The following is a 20,555-nucleotide window of genomic DNA, read 5'->3' as shown; positions in this document are numbered from 1 at the left end:
GTTCGTGGAACAGATCCTTCTCGCCCATCCAGTGATCGCCGAGATAGTCGCCATGATCGGACGTGAACACGATCATGGTGCTGTCGAGCAGGCCGCGCGCTTCGAGGAAGCGCATCAACACGCCCATCTGGTCGTCGATCTGCCTGATCAGGCCCATATAGGTCGGGATCACCTTTTCGCGGGCCTCGTCGCGCGACATGTTGCGGGAATAGCGCATGTCCATATAGGCGGCGAACACCGGATGCGCGTTGGCGCGTTCCTCCTGCGAGCGGATCGCAGGCTTCACGTCCTCGGGTCCGTACATGCTGGCGTAGGGCTCGGGCGCGATATAAGGCCAGTGCGGCTTGATGTAGGACAGATGCAGGCACCAGGGGCGGCCGTCGTCCTGGGCCTCCGCGATGAACTCCATCGCGCGGCGCGTCATGTAGGGTGTCTCGGAATGCTCATCGGGAACGCGCGCGGCCTTGTCGGCGTGCACCAGCAGCCAGCCGTTCTGCAGGCTGCCGTCGTCGGCTTCGCCGGAATTGGCCCAGTGCTCCCACGGATTGGGCGCGTCATAGCCGTGCTCGCGCAGATAATTGTCGTAGGCCGGACGCGGCCGTCCCGTCGGGTGCAGGCCGTCGTCGCGCTCATAGGGCTCGAAGCCGCATTCCGACACATGCACGCCGATGATGGAGTCGGCGGGGATGCCGAGGTTCTTCAGGCCTTCGAGGTCGGGCGCCATATGCGTCTTGCCGACCAGCACGTTGCGCACGCCGATCTTCTTCAGGTGATCGCCGAGCGTGGGCTCGCCGACGCGCAGCGGCCAGCCGTTCCAGTGCGAGCCGTGTGAGCGCATGTAGCGGCCGGTATAGAACGACATCCGCGACGGGCCGCAGATCGGCGACTGCACATAGGCGTTCGAGAACAGCACGCCGCGCCTCGCCATTGCGTCGATGTTCGGCGTCTTCAGCACGCCATGGCCGGTGCAGCCGAGATAGTCGTAGCGAAGCTGGTCGCACATGATCCAGAGCACGTTCTTCGCAGGCGTCGTGGTCGTCATGTCAGGGACTTTTCAGCTGGGGACGGCAGGGGCGGGATGGTGCGATATCGCGGCGCAGATAACAATCGAGCAGGCAACGGGTAAGCGCCGTTAACGAATGGATAGCGCGATTTCTCGCAATTGAGCGGCGATCCAGCCCTGCGCGTTAGCCTTACCGCCAGTTTGGCCTGATACCTTAACCCTTGAAGGACCGAGTTGGATTAAATTGGGACGTGAGGAATACCGGGGTCCAAGCGATGCGTATCGGCGTCACACTGGCACTTTTCATCGCGACCACGTCGTCCGCCCTGGCTGGCGGCGGCTTCGAGATCGTGATCCCGGGCCGTCCCGGGGTTCCCGTCATCATTAATGGCGTCGACGCCTCCTATACGGTGGTCGAGGGCGAGTGGGGCCTCGCCAGGCGCATCCATGTCCAGCCGACCATCTATGGCGGCCGCTACATCGATCCGGTCCCGAATGTCGGTCACTATTATCCGAGCGCCGGTCGCATCCCCGGCTACGGCCGCCTCGAAATCGAGCCGCCGTCGAACCGGCATTTGCCACAGCCGGCCGAGAGCTATCACCAATCCTGGTCGGCGCAGTCGGCGCCGCTGCCGGCGCAGTCCAGCGTGCCGGTCGATCCGCCCGGGATCATCTACGCGCCGAACTTTGACCGGCGTGGGCCGCACAACCTTCCGCGCTGAGAAATAGACGACAACGAATAACTTCGAGAGGAGAGAATAATGCGTCAGGTACTTAAAGGATTGATCGCGGCGGTTGCCGTGATGGCCACAGCCCCCGCGATGGCCTGTGGCTACACCCCGTGCGCCGCGCCGGTTTTTGCCGCGCCGGTCGTGAGCTACGGCTATGCCGGCTGCAACCCCTGCGGCGGCTGGGGTGTCCGCGAGCGGCTGCCCGATCCGCAGCAGCAGTATTATTGGGTCAACCAGGGCCCGACCTACACCGGCCCCGGCAATTTCGCGCCGTATCCGGTCTATCGCGAAGCAACGATCTCCGGCTACGGCTATGGCTACAACCGGCCGTACCACCGCTATCACCGCTACGGGTACTATCACGGCCGGCGCGTGCTGCGCCGCTACTACTGAATCCGACGGTAGTTGGAAAGTTTCAGCGCCCGTTCGCATGGAGTTGCGAGCGGGCGTTTCTCATTTCATCAGCCCCAATCGGCTGGCGCCGATATAAAGCGCCAGCACCGCGGCGTTCGAGACGTTCAGGCTCTTGATCTCGCCGGGCATGTCGAGCCGCGCCACCACGCGGCAGGTCTCGCGGGTCAGTTGCCGCAGGCCCTTGCCCTCGGCGCCCAGCACCAGCGCCAGCGGCTGCTGCAACGATACCGCGCCGAGATCCTCAGTGCCCTCGCTGTCGAGGCCGACGGTCATGAAGCCGCGGTCGTTCAGCTCGGTCAGTGCGCGGGCGAGGTTTTGCACCGTCACCAGCGGCACCAGTTCCAGCGCGCCGGAGGCGGATTTCGCCAGCACGCCGGTCGCCTCCGGGCTGTGGCGGGCGGTGGTGACGATCGCCTTGACCGCGAACGCCGCCGCCGAGCGCATGATGGCGCCGACATTGTGCGGGTCGGTGATCTGGTCGAGCACCAGCACGATGCCCTGCTGCGGCAGCGTGTCGATATCGGGCGAGGGCAGGGGTTCGGCCTCCGCCAGCATGCCCTGATGCACGGCATCGGGGCCGAGCCGCTGATCGATCACGCCGGGGCGGACGATCTCGGGGGCAATTCGGGTCTCGATATGCTCGTCCGCCAGCCGCCGGGCGGCGTTTTCGGTCAGATATAGCTTCCGGATCCGCCGTTCCGGGTTGGCGAGAGCGGCCGAGACCGTGTGCCAGCCATAGAGAATCACCGGTCCGTCGGAATCGCCGCCACGCTCGCGCCGGTCGGCGGAACGCGCGAATTTTCGCCCTTTTTCGAAGCGGTTGCCGCCGCCGCGGCGGAACGGCGGTTTTCGGTCGCGGTCGCTCATGGGGTGCTTGTGTCACGGGGGGGCGAATATGGCAATTTGGCCCCCGGACGGGCATTTTTGGTGGGCCGCATTGGTTGACTTTGCCACCCCCCTTCGCCCATAAACGCGCCGGCCGCAGCCGGTTCGATCCGCGCTTTCGGCCTCAGCGTCATCCATGGTCCGGTCCTCCGCCACTCGGGCGGCCGGTTGCTGATGCTGACGGACGGGGAAGTGTCCCGAGTGGCAAAGGGAGCTGACTGTAAATCAGCCGCCGTATGGCTTCGAAGGTTCGAGTCCTTCCTTCCCCACCAGCCTTCGCTCGCCGAGCGAGAGAAGGCTGCCACGCCGAAGCCCAAAGGGCGTAGGCGGGCTGTGGCCGCGAGCTACGGCCAGGCAGGCCATCCACCCGTTATTCTCTATCTTCATCTTCGCTCGTTTCGCGCCGTTACGGCTCACCCCTCCTGAGCCGTCTCCGGCAGCGCCTCGCCCGGCAGGTACAGCCTGATCGGCCTGATCTCATACACCGCGGACGGATTGACGCGGCGCAGGTCGCGGGCAATCGCGATCGCAGCATTCTCGTCGGCGCAATTCACCACGTAGAGGCCGAGCAGTTGCTCCTTGGTCTCCGCGAACGGCCCGTCGATCACCATTCCGTTGCCCGGTCCCCGCAGGGTGCGGGCCTCCGCCGTGCCGCCGAGCCGCGCCGCCGGCCCGAGCAGCTTGCCGACGTTGAGCCTGTCGTGCACCGCCATCAGGCCGGTCATTACGGCCGCGTCTTCTTGCGGCGTCCAGGACATCACCTCGGCTTCGACGTGATAGGCGAGAATGGCATAGAGCATCATGGTCTCCCTGTTCGGCAGGCCGGACTGGCTGCTTCTTGAAGGACGATCTGGCCCCGATCATCCCGACACATCGCAGGCAACAAACAAAAGGCGCGGCGGGATGGCTCCCGTCGCGCCCCAATTGTTGTCTCGCTGGTCCAGGCCTGAGAGCGCCCGGATGCCAGGCCAAAGAAAAGCCTAGCGGGCGATCCCAGCGAGGTGACAGCGCTTGGTACAAGACACTGGATCACCTCCTTTCATTGTTGATGGAAACATCAATATAGGTGGCGAATCGGTCCCTGTTAAGGGTCCAAAACCCTGCGATCCCGCGGTGTTCCGAAGTGGCCGGCGGCGGGTTGAGGCCGCCAGCATGGCGTGTTAGTTCAACGCCAGCGCGGGTGTAGCTCAATGGTAGAGCAGCAGCCTTCCAAGCTGAATACGAGGGTTCGATTCCCTTCACCCGCTCCAAACAATTTCAGTAGCTTAGTACGAATTTTTAGATTTCATTCTGACAACACGGCTGACTACCGATTTGAATTCGCCAGGGTTTTCAGTCTAGCGAAATGACGACAGCTGATCGCGCTCCCGATGTGAAGTCCTGTCTTCACATTTCACAGCTTGTCCGACAGTCGCTCGCGCAGCAGCCAGACCCGATCGGTGCCCCAAAAAAGCTCGCCGGTTTCTTGCAGCACGAATGTAGGGACGCCGAAAACGCCCCGCGCTTCGGCCTCCGCAGCGATTGCCCGGCACTGGCGGCCCCCTTCGCCGGATGCGACCATCTCGTCGAACGCGTGGCCTGCCGCGCCCGCCTCGATGAGCAGAGCCCTGATCGCCCCTGCGTCTTCGATGTCGAACTCTCCGCACCAAAAGCGCGCGCAGAGCGTATCGTGATAGCGACGGAATACAGAATTGTGGGTCTTTGACGCGAGCAGCATCCCTGTATGCGCGAGCGTGGGGTCGAAGATTTTAGGCGTGCCGCGGATGATCCAGTTGCGGCGTGCAGCAAGCCGACGTGCGTCCATGTAGGAATAGCGAACCTTGCGCCAGTCCCGGTCGGTCCGCTCTTCGACTTCGCCGCCGTAAGCCCCCTGGAGGTCAATCGTAAAAGGCTTCCAGCAGAGTGTCACATCGAAATCGCGTGCGAGCGCGTAGGCTTCCTCCTTCACGAGGTAGGAGAACGGACTGCGGTAGTCGATATATAGAACGACGGTTGAGGTCATACCTAATCTCTTCGGGGCGTTCCGTTCGCGCTCGATTTATACTGAGGACCTCCGAACAGATTCGTCCGCGCTTCCTCGCTCTTCGTCACGTCGACCCACTGATCCAGCAGCAGCTTGATGCCCCGCTCCACCGCCGGCCTGGCGCGGATGGCCGCGTACCAGCGCGAGACGCGCGGCAGGTCGTCGAGGGTCTGGTTGGCCATCTTGTGGATACGGACCCAGGCGAAGCAGGCGATATCGGCGATCGAATAGTCTCCGGCCAGATAGTCGCGCCCGTCGAGCCTTCGCTCCATCACGTTCAGCAGTCGCCGGCCTTCCTTGGTGTACCTTTCGATCGCGTACGGCACCTTCTCGGTAGCGTAGCGATGGAAGTGCTGCGCCTGGCCGAGCATCGGGCCGAGCCCTCCCATCTGCCACATCAACCATTGCATCACCTCGCACCGCGCACGCGCCTCCGACGGCATGAAGCGGCCCGTCTTTTCGGCCAAGTAGATGAGGATCGCACCTGTCTCGAACACCGTGATCGGCGCGCCGTCCGGGCCGTCGTCGTCGACAATCGTCGGCACCTTGTTGTTCGGATTGAGCGCAAGATACTCCGGATCGAACTGTGCGCCGCGGGTGATGTCGATCGGATGCACCGTGTAGGGAATCCCGATCTCTTCGAGCATGATCTGGACCTTGTGACCGTTCGGAGTCGGCCATGTGTACAGCTTGATCATCGAAGGGCCTTTCTGGTTGGGGCGACGGCGATCACGCTGTGCGGATTTCCTGCAGCGCGAGTTCTCGCACCATCGCTTCCCGCATGATGAATTTCTGAACCTTGCCGCTCACGGTCATGGGATAGGCGTCCACGAAGCGGATGAAGCGCGGAATCTTGTAGTGGGCAATCGCCTCGCGGCAGAAGGAGCGGATGCTCTCTTCGTCGCAGGTCTGACCGTCCTTGAGACGGATCCAGGCGCAGACCTCTTCGCCGTATTTCGGGTCGGGAACGCCGAATACCTGGACGTCCTGCACCTTCGGGTGCTGATAGAGGAATTCCTCGATCTCGCGCGGATAGATGTTCTCGCCGGCGCGGATCACCAGATCCTTGATGCGACCGGTGATGTTGCAGTAGCCATCGGCATCGATGGTGGCGAGATCGCCCGTGCGCATCCATCCGGCCGCGTCGATCGCCTGCGCAGTCTTGTCCGGATCGTCCCAGTAGCCCCGCATGACTGAATAACCGCGCGTGCACAGTTCGCCCGGCGTGCCGCGCGGGACGATGTCGCCGGCTTCGTCAATAACCTTCACTTCCACGTAGGGCTGGATGCGGCCGACCGTCGACACGCGCCGTTCCAACGGATCGCCCCGATCGCTCTGAAAGCTGATCGGGCTGGTCTCCGTCATGCCGTACGCGATGGTTATCTCACCCATGCCCATCTCGCCGATCACGCGACGCATGACCTCGACCGGGCATGGAGCGCCTGCCATGGCGCCGGTGCGCAAGGACGATAGATCGAAACGGGAGAAGGCGGGGTGTTCCAGAATCGAGATGAACATCGTCGGAACGCCGTGAAGGGCGGTGCATCGCTCGGCTTGGACGGCTTCGAGCACACCCAGCGGATCGAAGGATTCGCCCGGCACGATCATGGCCGCGCCATGCGTGATGCAGGTCAGGTTGGACAGGACCATGCCGAAGCAGTGATAGAAGGGGACGGGAATGCAGAGCCTGTCATCGGGACCGAAGCCGAGGGCTTGTCCGCAGAAGTAGCCGTTGTTGAGGATGTTGTGATGGGTCAGCGTCGCGCCTTTAGGAGCCCCGGTCGTGCCGCTGGTGAATTGGATGTTGATCGGGTCGTCGAAGCGCAGCTTCACGCGCGGAGGAGGGGATACCGAGCCGCGGCTGCAAACTTCCTCGAACGAAAGCAGGCCTGACGTAGCCGTCTCACCGATCTGGATGATCGCGCGCAGGTCCGGCAGCTTCTGGAGGTTCAATCGTCCCGGAACGCCTGTCGCGATCTCGGGTGCGATCTGACGGAGCATGCCGATGTAGTCGCTCGTCTTGAACGCGGTCGCGGTGACGAGTGCCGCGCATCCGACTTTTCGCAGCGCGTACTCCAACTCCTGCGGACGGTAGGCGGGGTTAATGGTGACGAGGATCAATCCGAGCTTGGCGGTGGCGAACTGCGTAACGACCCATTCGGAGTTGTTGGGTGACCAGATGCCCACGCGTTCACCCGCGACAAGACCGAGCGAAGCCAGGCCGCTCGCGAAGCGATCGACAGCCGCGGCAAGTTCGCGGTACGTCCATCGAATGCCTTGAGACCGCACCACCAGGGCGAGGCTATCGGGGTGGGCGCGGACCGTGGCGTCGAAGCAGTCGCCGATCGTCATGCCCAGGAGGGGCGTCGTCGATCCTCCGCTGACGTAGCTCGGTGGGATCGACGAACCGTCGGTAACCTGGCCGGCGTGCATCATTTCCTCCTGCGTGTTTTTCGATGGCCTACGTCGCGTCCCTCGTCGGGGCGCCTAGGCGGGCAACGGCCAGGTCACGTCCTTGCCCTTCAATTCCTTGTAGCGTCGCGCATGGGCGCGGATGCTCCCGAGATCCGACATGCCGCGCGACAGCAGATCCTTGTCGAGGCGGGCGGCGGCATCGATGGCGGCCATCGTGGTCGCCTGAAGCGCGCGCTTCGAGAAGGCGTAGGCCGTGTAGCAGTCCGGCGGCACCAGCGCTGCCCAGGCGACGGCCGCCTCGAGCAGCTTGTCCGGCGCGACGGTCTGCTGGACGACGCCCAGGCGTTTGGCGGCGGCGAGATCGTAGATCTGGCCGAACAGCGTCAGTTCGAACGCCGATCGCGGGCCGATCGCATGCTTGATAATCTCGCAGTAGACAGCCGGCATCGGGATGCCGATGGGCACCTCGTTCAACGCGAACTGCAGCGGGCCTTCGACGGCGATCCGGTGATCGCAATCGATCGCGGTGATGAACCCGCCCGCATAGGCGTGGCCGTTGATAGCCGCCACGGTCGGCCTCGGGTACTTAAACAGACGAAGGTTCGTCGCGCGATATTCGTCGAACCAGGCATCGATCTCCTTGATCGATCGGCGCGCGAACATCGGGAAATGATGGTCGAAGTCGAGGCCCGCTGTGAACACCGCGCCCGATCCCGTCAATACGACGGCGCAATCGGTGAACTCGGATTCCAGACGATCGAACGCCGCGTGAAGGTCGGCGAAGAAGGCCGGGTTCTGCGCGTTGACCTTGTTAGTGTTCATCGTCACCACGGCCACGTGCGGGTGCTTGCGTTCAATGGTCCAGGGCATCGGTCATCCTACGGTTGGGGGTCTCGGGTTACGGAAGATCAGGCCAGCTTGAACAGGCGCCTCGCGTTGTCCGCCAGGAACGCCGAACGGGCTTCGGCGCCGAGGTTCAGGCCGTCGAGGCCGGCGATGCATTCGCCCGCGGGCCAGAAGGGATGGTTGGATCCGAAGAGAACCCGATGTCTCTTGTTGCCGCGCATATACTCGACGAGACCGATCGGATAGCGGCTGACCTTGTAGGCCGACGTATCGATGAAGACGTTCGGGTACTTCATGACGAGTGACAACATTTCATCGAGCCACGGCACGCCGATATGGCCGCCGAGAATGCGAAGTTCCGGAAACTCCAGCGCAACGCGATCGAGATAGGGGATGGGGCGACCCGGTTCGGATTCGCGAAGCGGCCCCGCGTGTCCGACCTGTGTGCAAAACGGGATGTCGAGTTCGCAGCACTCGGCGAAAAGGGGGTAGTACCGGCGATCGTCCGGCGGCAGGCCCCACACCCAAGGCAGAACGCGCAGTCCCTTGAAGCCGTCCCTCTTCGCGCGCAGCCTCAACTCCCGCACGGCGTCCATCGGGCGGAAGAGATCGACTGAAGCTATGCCGACGAAGCGGTCGGGGTGAGCCCGGCAATGCTGGGCGACCTCGTCGTTGCTGATCATTGGACCGGCCGGACCGTGCCAGCCGCAGAGCATGCCGACGGAAACGCCCGCACTGTCCATCTCGGCAAGTGTGTCTTCGACGGGAGGCGCCGTCTCGGACCATTTGCCGGGTCTCCACCGGCGCAACGACTCGAACATCGGATTCCCGATCCATGCGGCGTTCGGGTGCTGCATCCAGGCGTCGATGATCATTATGAGGTGCCCGCGTCTGATGGTGGATCGAGGCTGGGCCTACGACCTGTCGGAGCGAAAGGCGAACCTGCTCAACCGGTTTCGGTCGTGGTCTCGAGTGGCCACACCGCCATCATTAGGCGCGTGGATCGGCCGGCGTCTTGAAGAAATCGGACAGCCTGCGCGCGCGGCCTGCACCAGGCCTGCCGGAATGCGCCGGGCGTGACGCCGGCGTGTCGCCGAAACTCTCTGGTCAGGTGGGCCTGGTCGGAAAATCCGAGATCGGAGGCGATCAGAGACAAACCGTCGCCTCCCGCCGCGATTTCGTAGAGCGATCGACGGAAGCGCTGCACGGCGAGAAAACGCTTGGGCGGACAGCCTGTCGACGTTCTCACTCGCCTCTGCAGCGTCCGGACCGATCTACCGACGTGGTCCGCCAAGTCGCTGACGCGGCCGTGCGGCGTATCCAGGGGGTCGCTACCCGCGATCGCGCCGTGCCTTGCCAGCCGCGAAAGCGCGAGCAGGGTCCGATCCATGATGTCGAGGATGTCGAAGCACGATGGACTCTCCCGGACGACTCGCGCCAGCGTATCGCGACACGCCACGATCGCCGGATCGTGGACGCTCGGCGAACCGGACCAAGTCGGCTTGAACTTGACGCCGACGATCCAGCCCACAAACGCCCTGCTTTTTCTTCGGTGACTGAGGCTCGGCTCGTTGAAGACCACCTTGCCGCCCGGACCGTCCTCCCGAAATATGAAGGCGAGTTCCTTGAGCGGGGAAGCGAACGACGTGCGGCTTTCGGTCAGCCGTCCCCGGTCCTTCAGGATGTAAATCGAGTCGACGCAGCCGGCTTGATCATCGCGCGGCGCGAACTCGGCGTAGAACGAGGGGCGGGCGAAGACCTGCTCGTTGTCTTCGGCGGTCAAGGCCGACCTCGCTCGCGGATGTGGATCTTTCGTTGGCAAAGTCGAGTTCCACTGGTGCTGGCGGCTTCCTTGACGACCGTTCGATAACACTGTTATATTAAGATAGCAAACGTTCCTGCGCGCGCGCTTCGGCATTCCAGCGGCCACGATGGGGCGCAGATCGGGCATGAGCGCCGCCCGCCATGGCCTCTCGAACCGGAAACTATCGATGGCGGAAGCCCCCGATCCGAAAATCCAACGGCGCAAGGCCGCCGTGAGCGCTTTCAAGCGCGAACTGATCCGCGAGGCCGCCAAGCAGGTTTTCGTCGAGGTGGGCCTGCACGAAACGTCGGTCCGGGAGATCGCCAAAGCCGCGGGCTACACGACCGGAGCGATCTACGCCCAATACGCGAGCAAGGAAGAGGTTTACGCCGATATCCTCCGTGAATCCTTGGCGAGCATGGCCCAGGCCGTCGAGCAGGCGGCTACAGCGGCTCGAGTGGGTCGGAAAGGTGCCGCAGCATTGCGCGCCTGGTTCGAGTATTTCCGCGAGAGACCCTCCGAGTACGATCTCGGCTTCTACCTGTACGGCGGGGCCAAACCCGACGGCGTCGGTCGGGACCTGAACCGCGAACTCAACGTCCGTCTGAAGCGGGTATACGCCGCCGTCGCCGACGCGCTCGAGGCCGACGGTCTGGTCGACGCATCCGAAAAACATGAGGTGGCAGTCGCCGGGGCCTCCTGGATGTTCGGCCTGCTGCTCATGTTCAGGACCGGTCGTCTGAAGATCCTGGCGGTGGACGTCGACGTGCTGGTGGACGATTGTCTGGCCACGCTCTACCGAGGCAGGGCGCGCTCCCGGTCCGGACGATCCCACGGCTGACCGGTTCCGTCCGCGGTCGAAGTATCGTAGGCCGCCGCAAAACAGCTTTCGCTATTCTGACAACGAAAAATTCTCTAATGATCTCAATTGGCAAAATAGCTACAGAATGTCAGAATGGTTCTTGAAAACATTGCGATAGTTGGTGGCTTCCAAGCTGAATACGAGGGTTCGATTCCCTTCACCCGCTCCAATACTTTCAATCGCTTGCATTGCAGTTGCCGCCGCCGGCCGGCGCGTGGCACCAACTACAGGAATCTGCCGATGTCGCGATCGATATTTCTTGGAACCCTTCTGTCTGTTGGTATCTGCGCGGGCGCGGCATGGGCCCAGGAAAAAACCGAGCGGCCCGAACTTCAGCCGCCTTATCACGGACTTTCAAATATTACGTTGCAGTGGAATTATTCCTGCCCAACTGGTCAGGCCTGCTCCTTGGCCTGCCCGGGATCCGGAAGCGCAAGCAGTGTGACGAAGTTGACGATCTACCTGGGATCGATACCTTTCTCCAGCAATCAGAATTCGCCTGCGATGTATTATGAATTCGCGTCGCGAGAGATTCCGCGCGGCCATGGCTTCAGTGTAAGCACCGGGCTCGGCACTTTTTCGTGCCAGGTTACCGGCATGACGCTCGATTACTCGGGTCCGCCGAAATAGTCACGAGCCCATCGAGAGATCATCATGTCCGTCGACGTCAAATCCGCCACCGACCGCCTGATGCGTTTCCTCGCCGTCGAGGGCGTGACCGGAAAGGAGGCCGCGATCGGACGCGAGCTCAGTGCGGGGCTGCAGGAAAGTGGCGTGCCGGCATCGGCGATCCGCCTTGACGATGCCAACACGCGCATTCCCGTGCCGACGGAGACCGGCAATCTCATTGTCGATCTGCCCGGCCGCGGCGCCATGCACAACCAGCCGCGGATCATGTTCATGACGCACATGGACACCGTGCCGCTGTGCGCCGGGGCCCGGCCGAAGCTTGCGGGCCGCAAGATCGTCAATCAGGCGAAGACCGCGCTCGGCGGCGACAACCGCGCCGGCTGCGGCGTTCTCGTGACGCTGGCGGCCGAACTCGCAAAACAGAATCTCGATCATCCGCCGATCACGCTCCTGTTCTGCGTGCGCGAGGAGAGTGGGCTGTATGGGGCGCGCTACGTCAACACCGACGAACTCGGCTCGCCTGCCATGGCCTTCAACTACGACGGCGGCTCCGCCTCCAACGTCACGATCGGCGCCGTCGGCGCGGATCGTTGGCATGTCGAGATTTTCGGCCGCGCTTCGCACGCCGGCGTCGCGCCGGAGCGCGGGATCAGTTCGACGATGATCCTGGCGCTGGCGCTCGCCGACGTGAAGGCCGGCGGCTGGTTCGGCAAGGTGGTGAAGGGCAAGCGGCAGGGCACCAGCAATGTCGGCCCGGTCACCGGCGGCGAGGGCCGGCCGGCCGGCGACGCCACCAATGTCGTCACCGACTACGTGCATGTGCGCGGCGAAAGCCGCAGCCACGATGCGAAGTTCTTCAAGGAGATCACCAAGGCCTACAAGGCGGCGTTCGAGAAGGCCGCCAAGAAGGTCAAGAACAGCGACGGCAAGTCGGGCCGCGTCAAGTTCAAGGCCGAGACCGACTATTACCCGTTCCGCATGAAGGAGAGCCTGCCCGTGGTCAAGCGGGCGGTGTCCGCGGTGTCCGGCATCGGCGCGACGCCGAACATCCGCGCCGCCAGCGGCGGGCTCGATGCAAACTGGATGGTTCGCCACGGCGTCCCGACGGTGACCTTCGGCGCCGGGCAGAACGAGCCGCACACGATCGACGAGTGGATCAATCTCGATGAATACGACCGTGCCTGCGCGCTCGCGGTTCAGCTAGCGACGATGCGATGAACGTCGTCGCCGCCAATTCGCCTCGGGCTTGACGGCAAGCCGACCCGGTCGCATGTACTGGCTTCAACAGACGGTTTGGCGGCGGGTCTGATGCGCATCATCTACTTCGGCCTCGGTTGGGTGATGGTCGCGCTCGGCGTGATCGGCCTCGTGATGCCGCTGATGCCGGGGGCGGTTTTCCTGATCATCGCTGCCTGGTGCTTTGCACGCTCGTCGCCGCGGTTCGAGGCGTGGCTGCTGGATCATCCGACGTTCGGCAAGCCGCTGCGGGACTGGCGCGCCGCCGGAGCCATTCCGCGGTCGGGGAAGGCGATGGCGTGCGTGGGCATGACGATCGGGTTTGCCGTGTTCTGCTACAGCGTCGATCCGTCATTGCCGCTGGCGTTGGGCGTGGCGGCCGGCTTCCTGGCGTGCGCCGCCTACGTCGTGTCGCGCCCGGCGGTGGCCGATGAGGCCGGCATCTAGCGTAGTGCGGGGCCTCGACATGGGGAAAATCGGGCGAGGGCGTGCATATGGCCGCCACAATTGTGCGGGCGCACAATTAACGCCGATCCCGTGTATTCTGCGGTTGGCGCACGTGCGCGGTAACCATGCCGCACGGAAGACCTAGACTCGCCACAAAATCAATCCGATTGAGACGCAATGTCGGCGAGTAGGATTGAAACCCTGCTCGCTGACGTAAAGCCTACAAAAAAATGCATGGGACTGGGGACACAAGGGGGACCGCAATGCGGGCTACGATCGATTCTCGTCGACAATTTGGGCAGGACTCGCGATCTGGCGCGGGGAGGGCGGCAGGCCGGCTGTTCGCCGCGCCTTTCCGCAGGGCGGCCGCGGCGCTGATGCTGGCGGCAATTGCGGCGCCGGCTTTGAATGACACGGCGCGGGCCGCGCCCGGCGACAACGAGATCCGGATCGGCAACACCGTGCCCTATACGGGGCCTGCCTCCGCCTATGGCGTGATCGGCAAGGTGCTGGCGGCCTATTTCGAGAAGGTCAATGCCGAGGGCGGCATCAAGGGCCGCAAGATCAATTTCATCTCCTATGACGACGCCTACAATCCCACCAAGACGATGGAGATGACGCGCAAGCTCGTCGAGGAAGACAACGTTCTCTTCATTCTGGGCAGCCTCGGCACCAACACCAGCCAGGCGGTCCACCCCTATCTGAACGCGAAGAAGATCCCGCAGCTCTTCGTCGCCTCGGGCGCGACGATGTGGGACCAGCCGCGCGAGTTTCCCTGGACCATGGGCTTCCTGCCCAGCTACCAGACCGAAGCCCACATCTATTCGCAATATCTGCTGGAGAACCATCCGCGCAGCAAGGTCGCGGTGCTCTACCAGGACGACGGCTTCGGCAAGGACTATCTGAAGGGACTGAAGGATGGTCTCGGCACCAAGATTCCGATCGTGGCCGAGGCGCCGTACAAGGTCACCGACGCCAACATCGACGCCCAGATCGCCAAGCTCAAGGCCTCGGGCGCCGACGTCTTCATGCAGTTCACGACGCCGAAATTCGCCACCATGGCGATCAAGCGAAACGCCGAGATCGGCTGGAAGCCGATCCATTTCCTGGCGTCGGTGTCTGAATCGGTATCGTCGGTGATGGCGCCGGCGGGCCTCGAAAACGGCGAAGGCATCATCTCGGCGATGTACCGCCTCGAAGGCGAGGACGCGCAGAGCGCCGGCCCCGCGGTGTTCCGCGAATGGAGCGCCTTCATGGAACGCTATGTGCCGAGCGTCAGCAAGGCGAACGGGCAGGCCGTCTACGCCTATCTGAACGCCCGCCTCGTCATGGAAGTCCTGAAGATGTGTGGCGACGACTTCTCGCGCGACAACATCATGAAGCAGGCCCGCTCGCTCAAGGGCCTGCAGATTCCGATGATGGTGCCGGGCATCCTGATCAACACCAGCCCGTCCGACCATGCGACGATCGAGCAGATGCGCCTGATGCGCTTCACGGGCGGCCACTGGCAGTTCTTCGGGCCGGTGCGCAGCGGCATCGATCCGGGCACCGTCAGCGATTCCTTCAAGACGCTGTTCAAGTACGGCACCGCGACCAAGCGCGACCTGGCCAACCAGCTCAACGCCAACACGGTCAGCCTGATGACCGGCTCGTTCGGCTCGACCTATGCGCAGATGGGCGCCGATCTCGCCTCCGTGCTCGACAACGGCACCAATCTGCGGATCCTGCCCGTGATGGGCCGCGGCTCGGTGCAGGCGGTATCGGATATCCTGCTGCTGCGCGGCGTCGACGCCGGCATCGTGCGCAAGGACACGCTGTCCTATCTCGACCGCAAGGACTTCGCCAAGGACATCCGCAACCAGTTCGTCTATGTGGCGAAGATGTTCAATGAGGAGATGCACGTCCTCGCGCCGAAGAGCATCGCCAATGTGCGGGACCTCGACGGTAAGACCGTGGTGGTCGATCTGCCCGACAGTTCGACCTTCGTCACCGCGATCAACGTGTTCGAGCGGCTCGGCATCAGGCCGCACCTGGTCTACCAGGAGCCGCGCCTCGCGGTCGACATGCTGCGCAAGGGCGAGGTCGACGCCATCGTGGCGATCGAGGGCAAGCCGGTGCAGTGGCTGAACCAGATCACCGACCGCAACCTGCATCTGGTCCCGGTCGAGTACGCCAAGACGCTGCAGGAGGAATATCTGCCCTCCAAGATGTCGTCGCAGGATTACCCGAACCTGGTGGCCGAGGGCGGCTCCGTCGAGACCATCTCGGCCGAGGCGGTGCTGGCGTCGTATAACTGGGCGCCGAACAGCGACCGCTACCGCCGCTTGGCGCTGCTCGTCGACACCATGTTCGACAAGGTCGCGCAGTTGCAGCGGCCGCCGTTCCATCCGAAGTGGAAGGAAATGGCGCCGCGGGCGACGGTGTCGGGCTGGACCCGCTTCAAGGCGGCGCAGGAATGGCTCGACCGCAACATGCCCGCAAGCGCGGCCGTATCGTCGGCATCGGGCGCGGTGCCGCAGTCGCCGGCCGCCGCGCTCTCGCCGCAGGATCGCGATCCGCTCTATCGCGAATTCCTGGAGTGGCGCGCCAACCGCGCCAAGGCGCCCCCCAACCGGTAACCGCAACGTCGGCAATCCGACAATATGACGGCCCGCCATATGGCGGGCCGTTCTGTTTTGATCCGCACCGGCCGTGCCGCGCGATCGCGATGCAGGCGCAAATCTTCGCGAATCAAAATATCGCGCGCATCTACGCAACCAACGCGCGCATGAGGAGGCGCACGGTCTCCTGCGCGGGATTTTTGTTACACCAATGGTCTAAAATTGTTGCGGTCGGACACACGATCGACTAACTGCGCGAAACGTCTGGCCTTGACATAAAATCAATCAAATTGAGACACAATGTCTTCGAGCGGGCCTGAAACGGTGCATGTTTCGCAGCTCGAAAATCACACAATAGTATTGCTCAAAGGGGGCAGGATGCGGGTTTTGATCAACACTCGTGGGGCGGCGCAATGGTCCGGGTCGGTGACCCGTGACGTGCTGCGCCGGCTTTTGGCTGCGCCGCGGCGCAGTGCCGCAGCGGCGCTGGTGCTGGCCGGGGCGGCCGCATCGACGCTCACCACGCAGGTCCTGGCGGCGCCCCCGGCCAGCAACGAAATCCGGATCGGCATCTCGGCCCCCTATACCGGTCCCGCGTCGGCCTATGGCGTCATCGCCAAGGTCATCATCGCCTATATGGACAAGGTCAACGCCGAGGGCGGCGTCAACGGCCGCAAGATCAGCGTCATCAGCTATGACGACGCCTACGAGCCGACCAAGACCATGGAGGCGACCCGCAAGCTCGTCGAGGATGACCAGGTTCTCTTCACCCTGGCGACCATCGGCACCAACACCAACGCGGCGATCCAGCCGTATCTGAACTCCAAGAAGGTGCCGCAGCTCTTTGCGCTGTCGGGCGCGGCGGCGTGGGACCAGCCGCAGGAGTTTCCCTGGACCATGGGCTTCCTGCCGACGTATGCGGCCGAAGCCCAGATCTATGCGCAATATATCCTGGAGAACTTTCCCCGCAGCCGGATCGCCGTTCTCTATCAGGACGACGGGATGGGCAAGGAATATCTCAAGGGCCTGAAGGACGGCCTCGGCGGCAAGCTGCCGATCGTCGCCGAGGCGCCGTACAAGGTGACGGATGCCAACATCGACGCCCAGATGGCCAAGCTGAAGGCCACCAACGCCGACATCTTCATCCAGTTCACGACGCCGAAATTCGCCACCATGGCGATCCGCCGCAGCGTCGAACTCGGCTGGAGGCCGAACCAGTTCGTCGCCTCGGTCTCCAATTCCTATTCGGCCGTGATCCAGCCGGCGGGTGCGCAAAATGCGGAGGGCCTGATGTCGGCGGCCTACCGCCTCGAGGGCGAAGACTCAGCGGCGGCCGGCGAGGTGGCGTTCCGCGAATGGAGCGCCTTCATGCAGCGTTACGTGCCGAGCGTCAGCAAGGTCAACGGCCAGGCGGTTCTCGGCTATCTCGTCAGTCGGACCGTGGTCGAGATCCTGAAGAACTGCGGCGACGACCTGTCGCGGGAGAACATCATGAAGCAGGCCCGCTCGCTCAAGGGTCTGCAGCTTCCGATGATGGTGCAGGGCATCCTGATCAACACCAGCCCGTCGGACCACGCGCCGATCGAGCAGATGCGGATGATGCGATTCACCAACGGGCAGTGGCAGCACTTCGGCCCGGTGCGCAGCGGCATCGATCCGGGCGCGGTCAGCGAGTCCTTCAAGACCATCTTCAAGTATGGCACCGCGACCAAGCGCGACCTGGCCAACCAGCTCAACGCCAACACGGTCAGCCTGATGACCGGCTCGTTCGGCTCGACCTATGCGCAGATGGGCGCCGATCTCGCCTCCGTGCTCGACAACGGCACCAATCTGCGGATCCTGCCCGTGATGGGCCGCGGCTCGGTGCAGGCGGTATCGGATATCCTGCTGCTGCGCGGCGTCGACGCCGGCATCGTGCGCAAGGACACGCTGTCCTATCTCGACCGCAAGGACTTCGCCAAGGACATCCGCAACCAGTTCGTCTATGTGGCGAAGATGTTCAATGAGGAGATGCACGTCCTCGCGCCGAAGAGCATCGCCAATGTGCGGGACCTCGACGGTAAGACCGTGGTGGTCGATCTGCCCGACAGTTCGACCTTCGTCACCGCGATCAACGTGTTCGAGCGGCTCGGCATCAGGCCGCACCTGGTCTACCAGGAGCCGCGCCTCGCGGTCGACATGCTGCGCAAGGGCGAGGTCGACGCCATCGTGGCGATCGAGGGCAAGCCGGTGCAGTGGCTGAACCAGATCACCGACCGCAACCTGCATCTGGTCCCGGTCGAGTACGCCAAGACGCTGCAGGAGGAATATCTGCCCTCCAAGATGTCGTCGCAGGATTACCCGAACCTGGTGGCCGAGGGCGGCTCCGTCGAGACCATCTCGGCCGAGGCGGTGCTGGCGTCGTATAACTGGGCGCCGAACAGCGACCGCTACCGCCGCTTGGCGCTGCTCGTCGACACCATGTTCGACAAGGTCGCGCAGTTGCAGCGGCCGCCGTTCCATCCGAAGTGGAAGGAAATGGCGCTGCGGGCCACGGTGTCGGGCTGGACCCGCTTCAATGCGGCGCAGCAATGGCTCGACCGCAACATGCCGCTGGCATCGGGCGCTGCGGTCTCGTCGGCATCGGCCGCCGTATCAGCGCCGCCGCCGGTGGCCGCGCCGGCCGCCACCGCATTCCAGCCGCAGGAGCGCGATCCGCTCTATCGCGAATTCCTGGAATGGCGCGCCAGCCGCTCCAGGACCGGCGCGCCGCGCTAGAGCATGATCCGGAAAAGTGTGCCGCGGTTTTCCGAAATGATCATGCTCAAACAATAACCTAAAGCGCGATGATGATTCATCCCAATCTCATCGCGCTTTAGTCAGGCAACAAGGTTCGACAATCGGCGGGCGGCTCCTTCACAGGGCCGCCCGTTTTGCTGGTGGCGGTGGAATTTGTGGGCAGCGTCGTCACCTGTTCACAGCACACCCTTGATGTCCGTTTTCGAAAAATCGTTCCCGACATAGAGCAGGGGACATCGATGCTGTTTCGCGACTTCATAGGCGAAGCAGTCACCGAGATTGAGGCCGGCGGCGTGAACACCTTTCCCCCATCGCGCATAGGCGTGCGCGGCCCTGCGCGCCGCGGCCAGCGAGACGTCGACGATGTTGAGGCCAAGTCCGTCGATCAGGCTTTCCATCTCGTTGCCGACGTTGCGGCGGTTCGCAACGATCAATGCCTCCGCGATGGTTACCGCCGAGATCAATATCTCGTCGTCGGTTTCCAGCGCGGCGATACAGGCATCAGCCTCGGCCTCACCAAGTACCACGGCCATCAGGGCGGACGTATCGACAGCGATCATCCGGGCAGGCCATCATCGCCGTACAGAAAATCCTGACTTCTGGCTGCGCCGGGTCCGGTCGCCGCCTTCGTTGCACCGCTGGCGCGCACGGCCTCGAGCAGGGCGCGACGCGCCTTCTTGTCGGGCACCGCCGCCACCGGGACCAGGCGAACGGCCGGCAGGCCATGGCGCGTCAAAATGACTTCATCGCCGGCTTCGGCGCGTCGCACCAGTTCGGTCAATTGGCCCTTGGCTTCGGAGACGGGAATCCGCATGGCGTGTCTTGATCCAATCATCGATTGGCGGAAATGATAGACCAATCGATGGTCCAATTCAATTGCTGCGGGTAGGAACGGAGCGCAATTGCCTGTGGTGGTCGCGATGGCGTCTGGTCCGCAATGGATACCGACATGCCGACAACGCAGGGCTCAGCCGCACAAAATAGTGTATCGGCATTCGATAGAGCGCCGGATGCGTTCCCGCGCCGCCACGCCAAAATCATTTCGGAGGAAGTTCATGTCGGCTCTGCCACTTTCGGGCATCAAGATTCTCGACCTGACGCGTGTGCTCGCGGGCCCGCTGTCGGCGCAGATGCTGGCCGATCTCGGCGCCGAGGTGATCAAGATCGAGCGTCCCGGCGGCGGCGACGACGCCCGCGCGTTCGGTCCACCCTACCTGAAGGACCCCGAAGGCAAGGCCAACAACAACAACTCGTTCTACCTCTGCGCCAACCGCAACAAGAAATCCGTCACCGTCAACATCGCGACGGCTGAAGGGCAGGACATCGTCCGCGAGCTCGCCAGGAGCTGCGATGTGATGATGGAGAACTACAAGGTCGGCGATCTCAAACGCTACCGGCTGGACTATGAATCGATCAAGGCGATCAACCCCGGCATCGTCTATTGCTCGGTGACCGGCTTCGGCCAGACCGGTCCTTACGCGCCGCGCGCCGGCTATGACGCGATCCTGCAGGCGATGGGCGGCTTGATGAGCGTCACCGGCCACATCGACGGCGAGCCCGGCGAAGGCCCGATGAAGGTCGGTCCCTCGATCGTCGACTACATGACCGGCATGAATACATCGATCGGCATCCTGGCCGCGCTGTTTCACCGCAAGGCCAATGGCGGGGAGGGGCAGCATGTCGACGTCTGCCTGTTCGATACCGTGATCGCCTCGCTGTCGCACTGGCTGCAGATCTACCTCGTCAACGGCCAGACCCCGCCGCGCCGCGGCACCTGGGGCAATGGCGGAATGCCTGCCGGCGTGTTCCGCTGCACCGACGGTGAGCTGATGCTGGTGGTCGGCAATGACGGCCAGTTCCAGCGCACCTGCGCCGTGCTGG

The 20,555-nt window shown here is 63.5% G+C and carries 20 protein-coding genes and 2 tRNA genes; 11 read left to right on the top strand and 11 right to left on the bottom strand.

Annotated features, from left to right (window positions below; genetic code table 11):
* Positions 1–1,042, bottom strand: a 1,042-nt coding sequence (locus V7E26_RS21985) for a sulfatase-like hydrolase/transferase (protein WP_324420154.1), incomplete at its 3' end; no start/stop codon positions are given.
* Positions 1,043–1,278: 236 nt separating this feature from the next.
* On the opposite strand from V7E26_RS21985, the gene V7E26_RS21980 reads away from it, so the two are divergent.
* The gene (locus V7E26_RS21980; RefSeq protein ID WP_324420152.1) at positions 1,279–1,725 is read left to right on the top strand and encodes a hypothetical protein; all 447 of its coding nucleotides are present in this window, start codon (positions 1,279–1,281) and stop codon (positions 1,723–1,725) included.
* Positions 1,726–1,764: 39 nt separating this feature from the next.
* Positions 1,765–2,127, top strand: coding sequence for a hypothetical protein (locus V7E26_RS21975; protein WP_324420149.1), 363 nt, complete (start codon positions 1,765–1,767; stop codon positions 2,125–2,127).
* 60 nt (positions 2,128–2,187) lie between these two features.
* On the opposite strand, the gene rlmB is transcribed toward V7E26_RS21975, so the two are convergent.
* On the bottom strand, positions 2,188–3,015 hold the full coding sequence (gene rlmB, locus V7E26_RS21970) for a 23S rRNA (guanosine(2251)-2'-O)-methyltransferase RlmB (RefSeq protein WP_324420147.1): 828 nt from the start codon (positions 3,013–3,015) through the stop codon (positions 2,188–2,190).
* A gap of 204 nt (positions 3,016–3,219) precedes the next feature.
* Here rlmB and V7E26_RS21965 point away from each other — a divergent pair.
* Positions 3,220–3,305, top strand: a tRNA-Tyr gene (locus V7E26_RS21965).
* A 141-nt stretch (positions 3,306–3,446) separates the two neighbouring features.
* Here the strand turns inward: V7E26_RS21965 and V7E26_RS21960 are convergent.
* Positions 3,447–3,833, bottom strand: coding sequence for a YciI family protein (locus V7E26_RS21960; protein ID WP_324420145.1), 387 nt, complete (start codon positions 3,831–3,833; stop codon positions 3,447–3,449).
* A 376-nt stretch (positions 3,834–4,209) separates the two neighbouring features.
* Here V7E26_RS21960 and V7E26_RS21955 point away from each other — a divergent pair.
* A tRNA-Gly gene (locus V7E26_RS21955) sits at positions 4,210–4,283 on the top strand.
* 143 nt (positions 4,284–4,426) lie between these two features.
* Here V7E26_RS21955 and V7E26_RS21950 read toward each other — a convergent pair.
* From V7E26_RS21950 to V7E26_RS21925, 6 genes are all read right to left on the bottom strand, one after another.
* Positions 4,427–5,035, bottom strand: coding sequence for a DsbA family protein (locus V7E26_RS21950; RefSeq protein WP_324420143.1), 609 nt, complete (start codon positions 5,033–5,035; stop codon positions 4,427–4,429).
* Positions 5,036–5,037: 2 nt separating this feature from the next.
* Entirely contained in the window at positions 5,038–5,754 is a 717-nt protein-coding gene (locus V7E26_RS21945; protein WP_324420141.1) for a glutathione S-transferase family protein, read from the bottom strand.
* Between the two features lie 31 nt (positions 5,755–5,785).
* Positions 5,786–7,489, bottom strand: a complete 1,704-nt coding sequence (locus V7E26_RS21940; protein WP_324420139.1) for an AMP-binding protein — start codon at positions 7,487–7,489, stop codon at positions 5,786–5,788.
* Between the two features lie 54 nt (positions 7,490–7,543).
* On the bottom strand, positions 7,544–8,341 hold the full coding sequence (locus V7E26_RS21935) for an enoyl-CoA hydratase/isomerase family protein (RefSeq protein WP_324420137.1): 798 nt from the start codon (positions 8,339–8,341) through the stop codon (positions 7,544–7,546).
* A 38-nt stretch (positions 8,342–8,379) separates the two neighbouring features.
* The gene (locus tag V7E26_RS21930; protein ID WP_324420135.1) at positions 8,380–9,192 is read right to left on the bottom strand and encodes an amidohydrolase family protein; all 813 of its coding nucleotides are present in this window, start codon (positions 9,190–9,192) and stop codon (positions 8,380–8,382) included.
* Between the two features lie 71 nt (positions 9,193–9,263).
* Positions 9,264–10,100 carry a helix-turn-helix domain-containing protein gene (locus tag V7E26_RS21925; RefSeq protein ID WP_324420133.1) on the bottom strand — a complete coding sequence of 279 codons (837 nt, stop codon included), beginning with the start codon at positions 10,098–10,100 and terminating at the stop codon, positions 9,264–9,266.
* Between the two features lie 208 nt (positions 10,101–10,308).
* On the opposite strand from V7E26_RS21925, the gene V7E26_RS21920 reads away from it, so the two are divergent.
* The 6 genes from V7E26_RS21920 (at position 10,309) to V7E26_RS21895 (ending at position 18,653) form a co-directional block, all read left to right on the top strand.
* Positions 10,309–10,962: a TetR/AcrR family transcriptional regulator gene (locus V7E26_RS21920; protein ID WP_324420131.1), complete on the top strand. Its 654-nt coding sequence runs from the start codon at positions 10,309–10,311 to the stop codon at positions 10,960–10,962.
* A gap of 114 nt (positions 10,963–11,076) precedes the next feature.
* The gene (locus tag V7E26_RS21915) at positions 11,077–11,613 is read left to right on the top strand and encodes a hypothetical protein (protein ID WP_324420129.1); all 537 of its coding nucleotides are present in this window, start codon (positions 11,077–11,079) and stop codon (positions 11,611–11,613) included.
* Between the two features lie 24 nt (positions 11,614–11,637).
* Positions 11,638–12,831 (top strand): M20/M25/M40 family metallo-hydrolase, encoded by a 1,194-nt coding sequence (locus V7E26_RS21910; protein WP_324420127.1) that lies wholly within the window; start codon positions 11,638–11,640, stop codon positions 12,829–12,831.
* 90 nt (positions 12,832–12,921) lie between these two features.
* On the top strand, positions 12,922–13,296 hold the full coding sequence (locus V7E26_RS21905; protein WP_324420125.1) for a YbaN family protein: 375 nt from the start codon (positions 12,922–12,924) through the stop codon (positions 13,294–13,296).
* 377 nt (positions 13,297–13,673) lie between these two features.
* Positions 13,674–15,914: an ABC transporter substrate-binding protein gene (locus tag V7E26_RS21900; RefSeq protein ID WP_324420123.1), complete on the top strand. Its 2,241-nt coding sequence runs from the start codon at positions 13,674–13,676 to the stop codon at positions 15,912–15,914.
* A gap of 369 nt (positions 15,915–16,283) precedes the next feature.
* Positions 16,284–18,653 (top strand): ABC transporter substrate-binding protein, encoded by a 2,370-nt coding sequence (locus V7E26_RS21895; RefSeq protein ID WP_324420120.1) that lies wholly within the window; start codon positions 16,284–16,286, stop codon positions 18,651–18,653.
* Positions 18,654–18,850: 197 nt separating this feature from the next.
* Here the strand turns inward: V7E26_RS21895 and V7E26_RS21890 are convergent, their stop codons facing one another.
* Positions 18,851–19,234, bottom strand: coding sequence for a type II toxin-antitoxin system VapC family toxin (locus V7E26_RS21890; protein ID WP_324420118.1), 384 nt, complete (start codon positions 19,232–19,234; stop codon positions 18,851–18,853).
* On the bottom strand, positions 19,231–19,488 hold the full coding sequence (locus tag V7E26_RS21885; protein ID WP_324420116.1) for a type II toxin-antitoxin system Phd/YefM family antitoxin: 258 nt from the start codon (positions 19,486–19,488) through the stop codon (positions 19,231–19,233). Before V7E26_RS21885 ends, V7E26_RS21890 begins: the two co-directional genes overlap by 4 nt.
* A gap of 241 nt (positions 19,489–19,729) precedes the next feature.
* Here V7E26_RS21885 and V7E26_RS21880 point away from each other — a divergent pair.
* Positions 19,730–20,555: CaiB/BaiF CoA transferase family protein (locus V7E26_RS21880; RefSeq protein WP_324420114.1), on the top strand; the 826-nt coding region annotated here is incomplete at its 3' end.

Source organism: Bradyrhizobium sp. (genome assembly GCF_036735945.1).
Taxonomy (GTDB): domain Bacteria; phylum Pseudomonadota; class Alphaproteobacteria; order Rhizobiales; family Xanthobacteraceae; genus Bradyrhizobium.
This window is presented reverse-complemented; position numbering and strand designations above follow the sequence as displayed.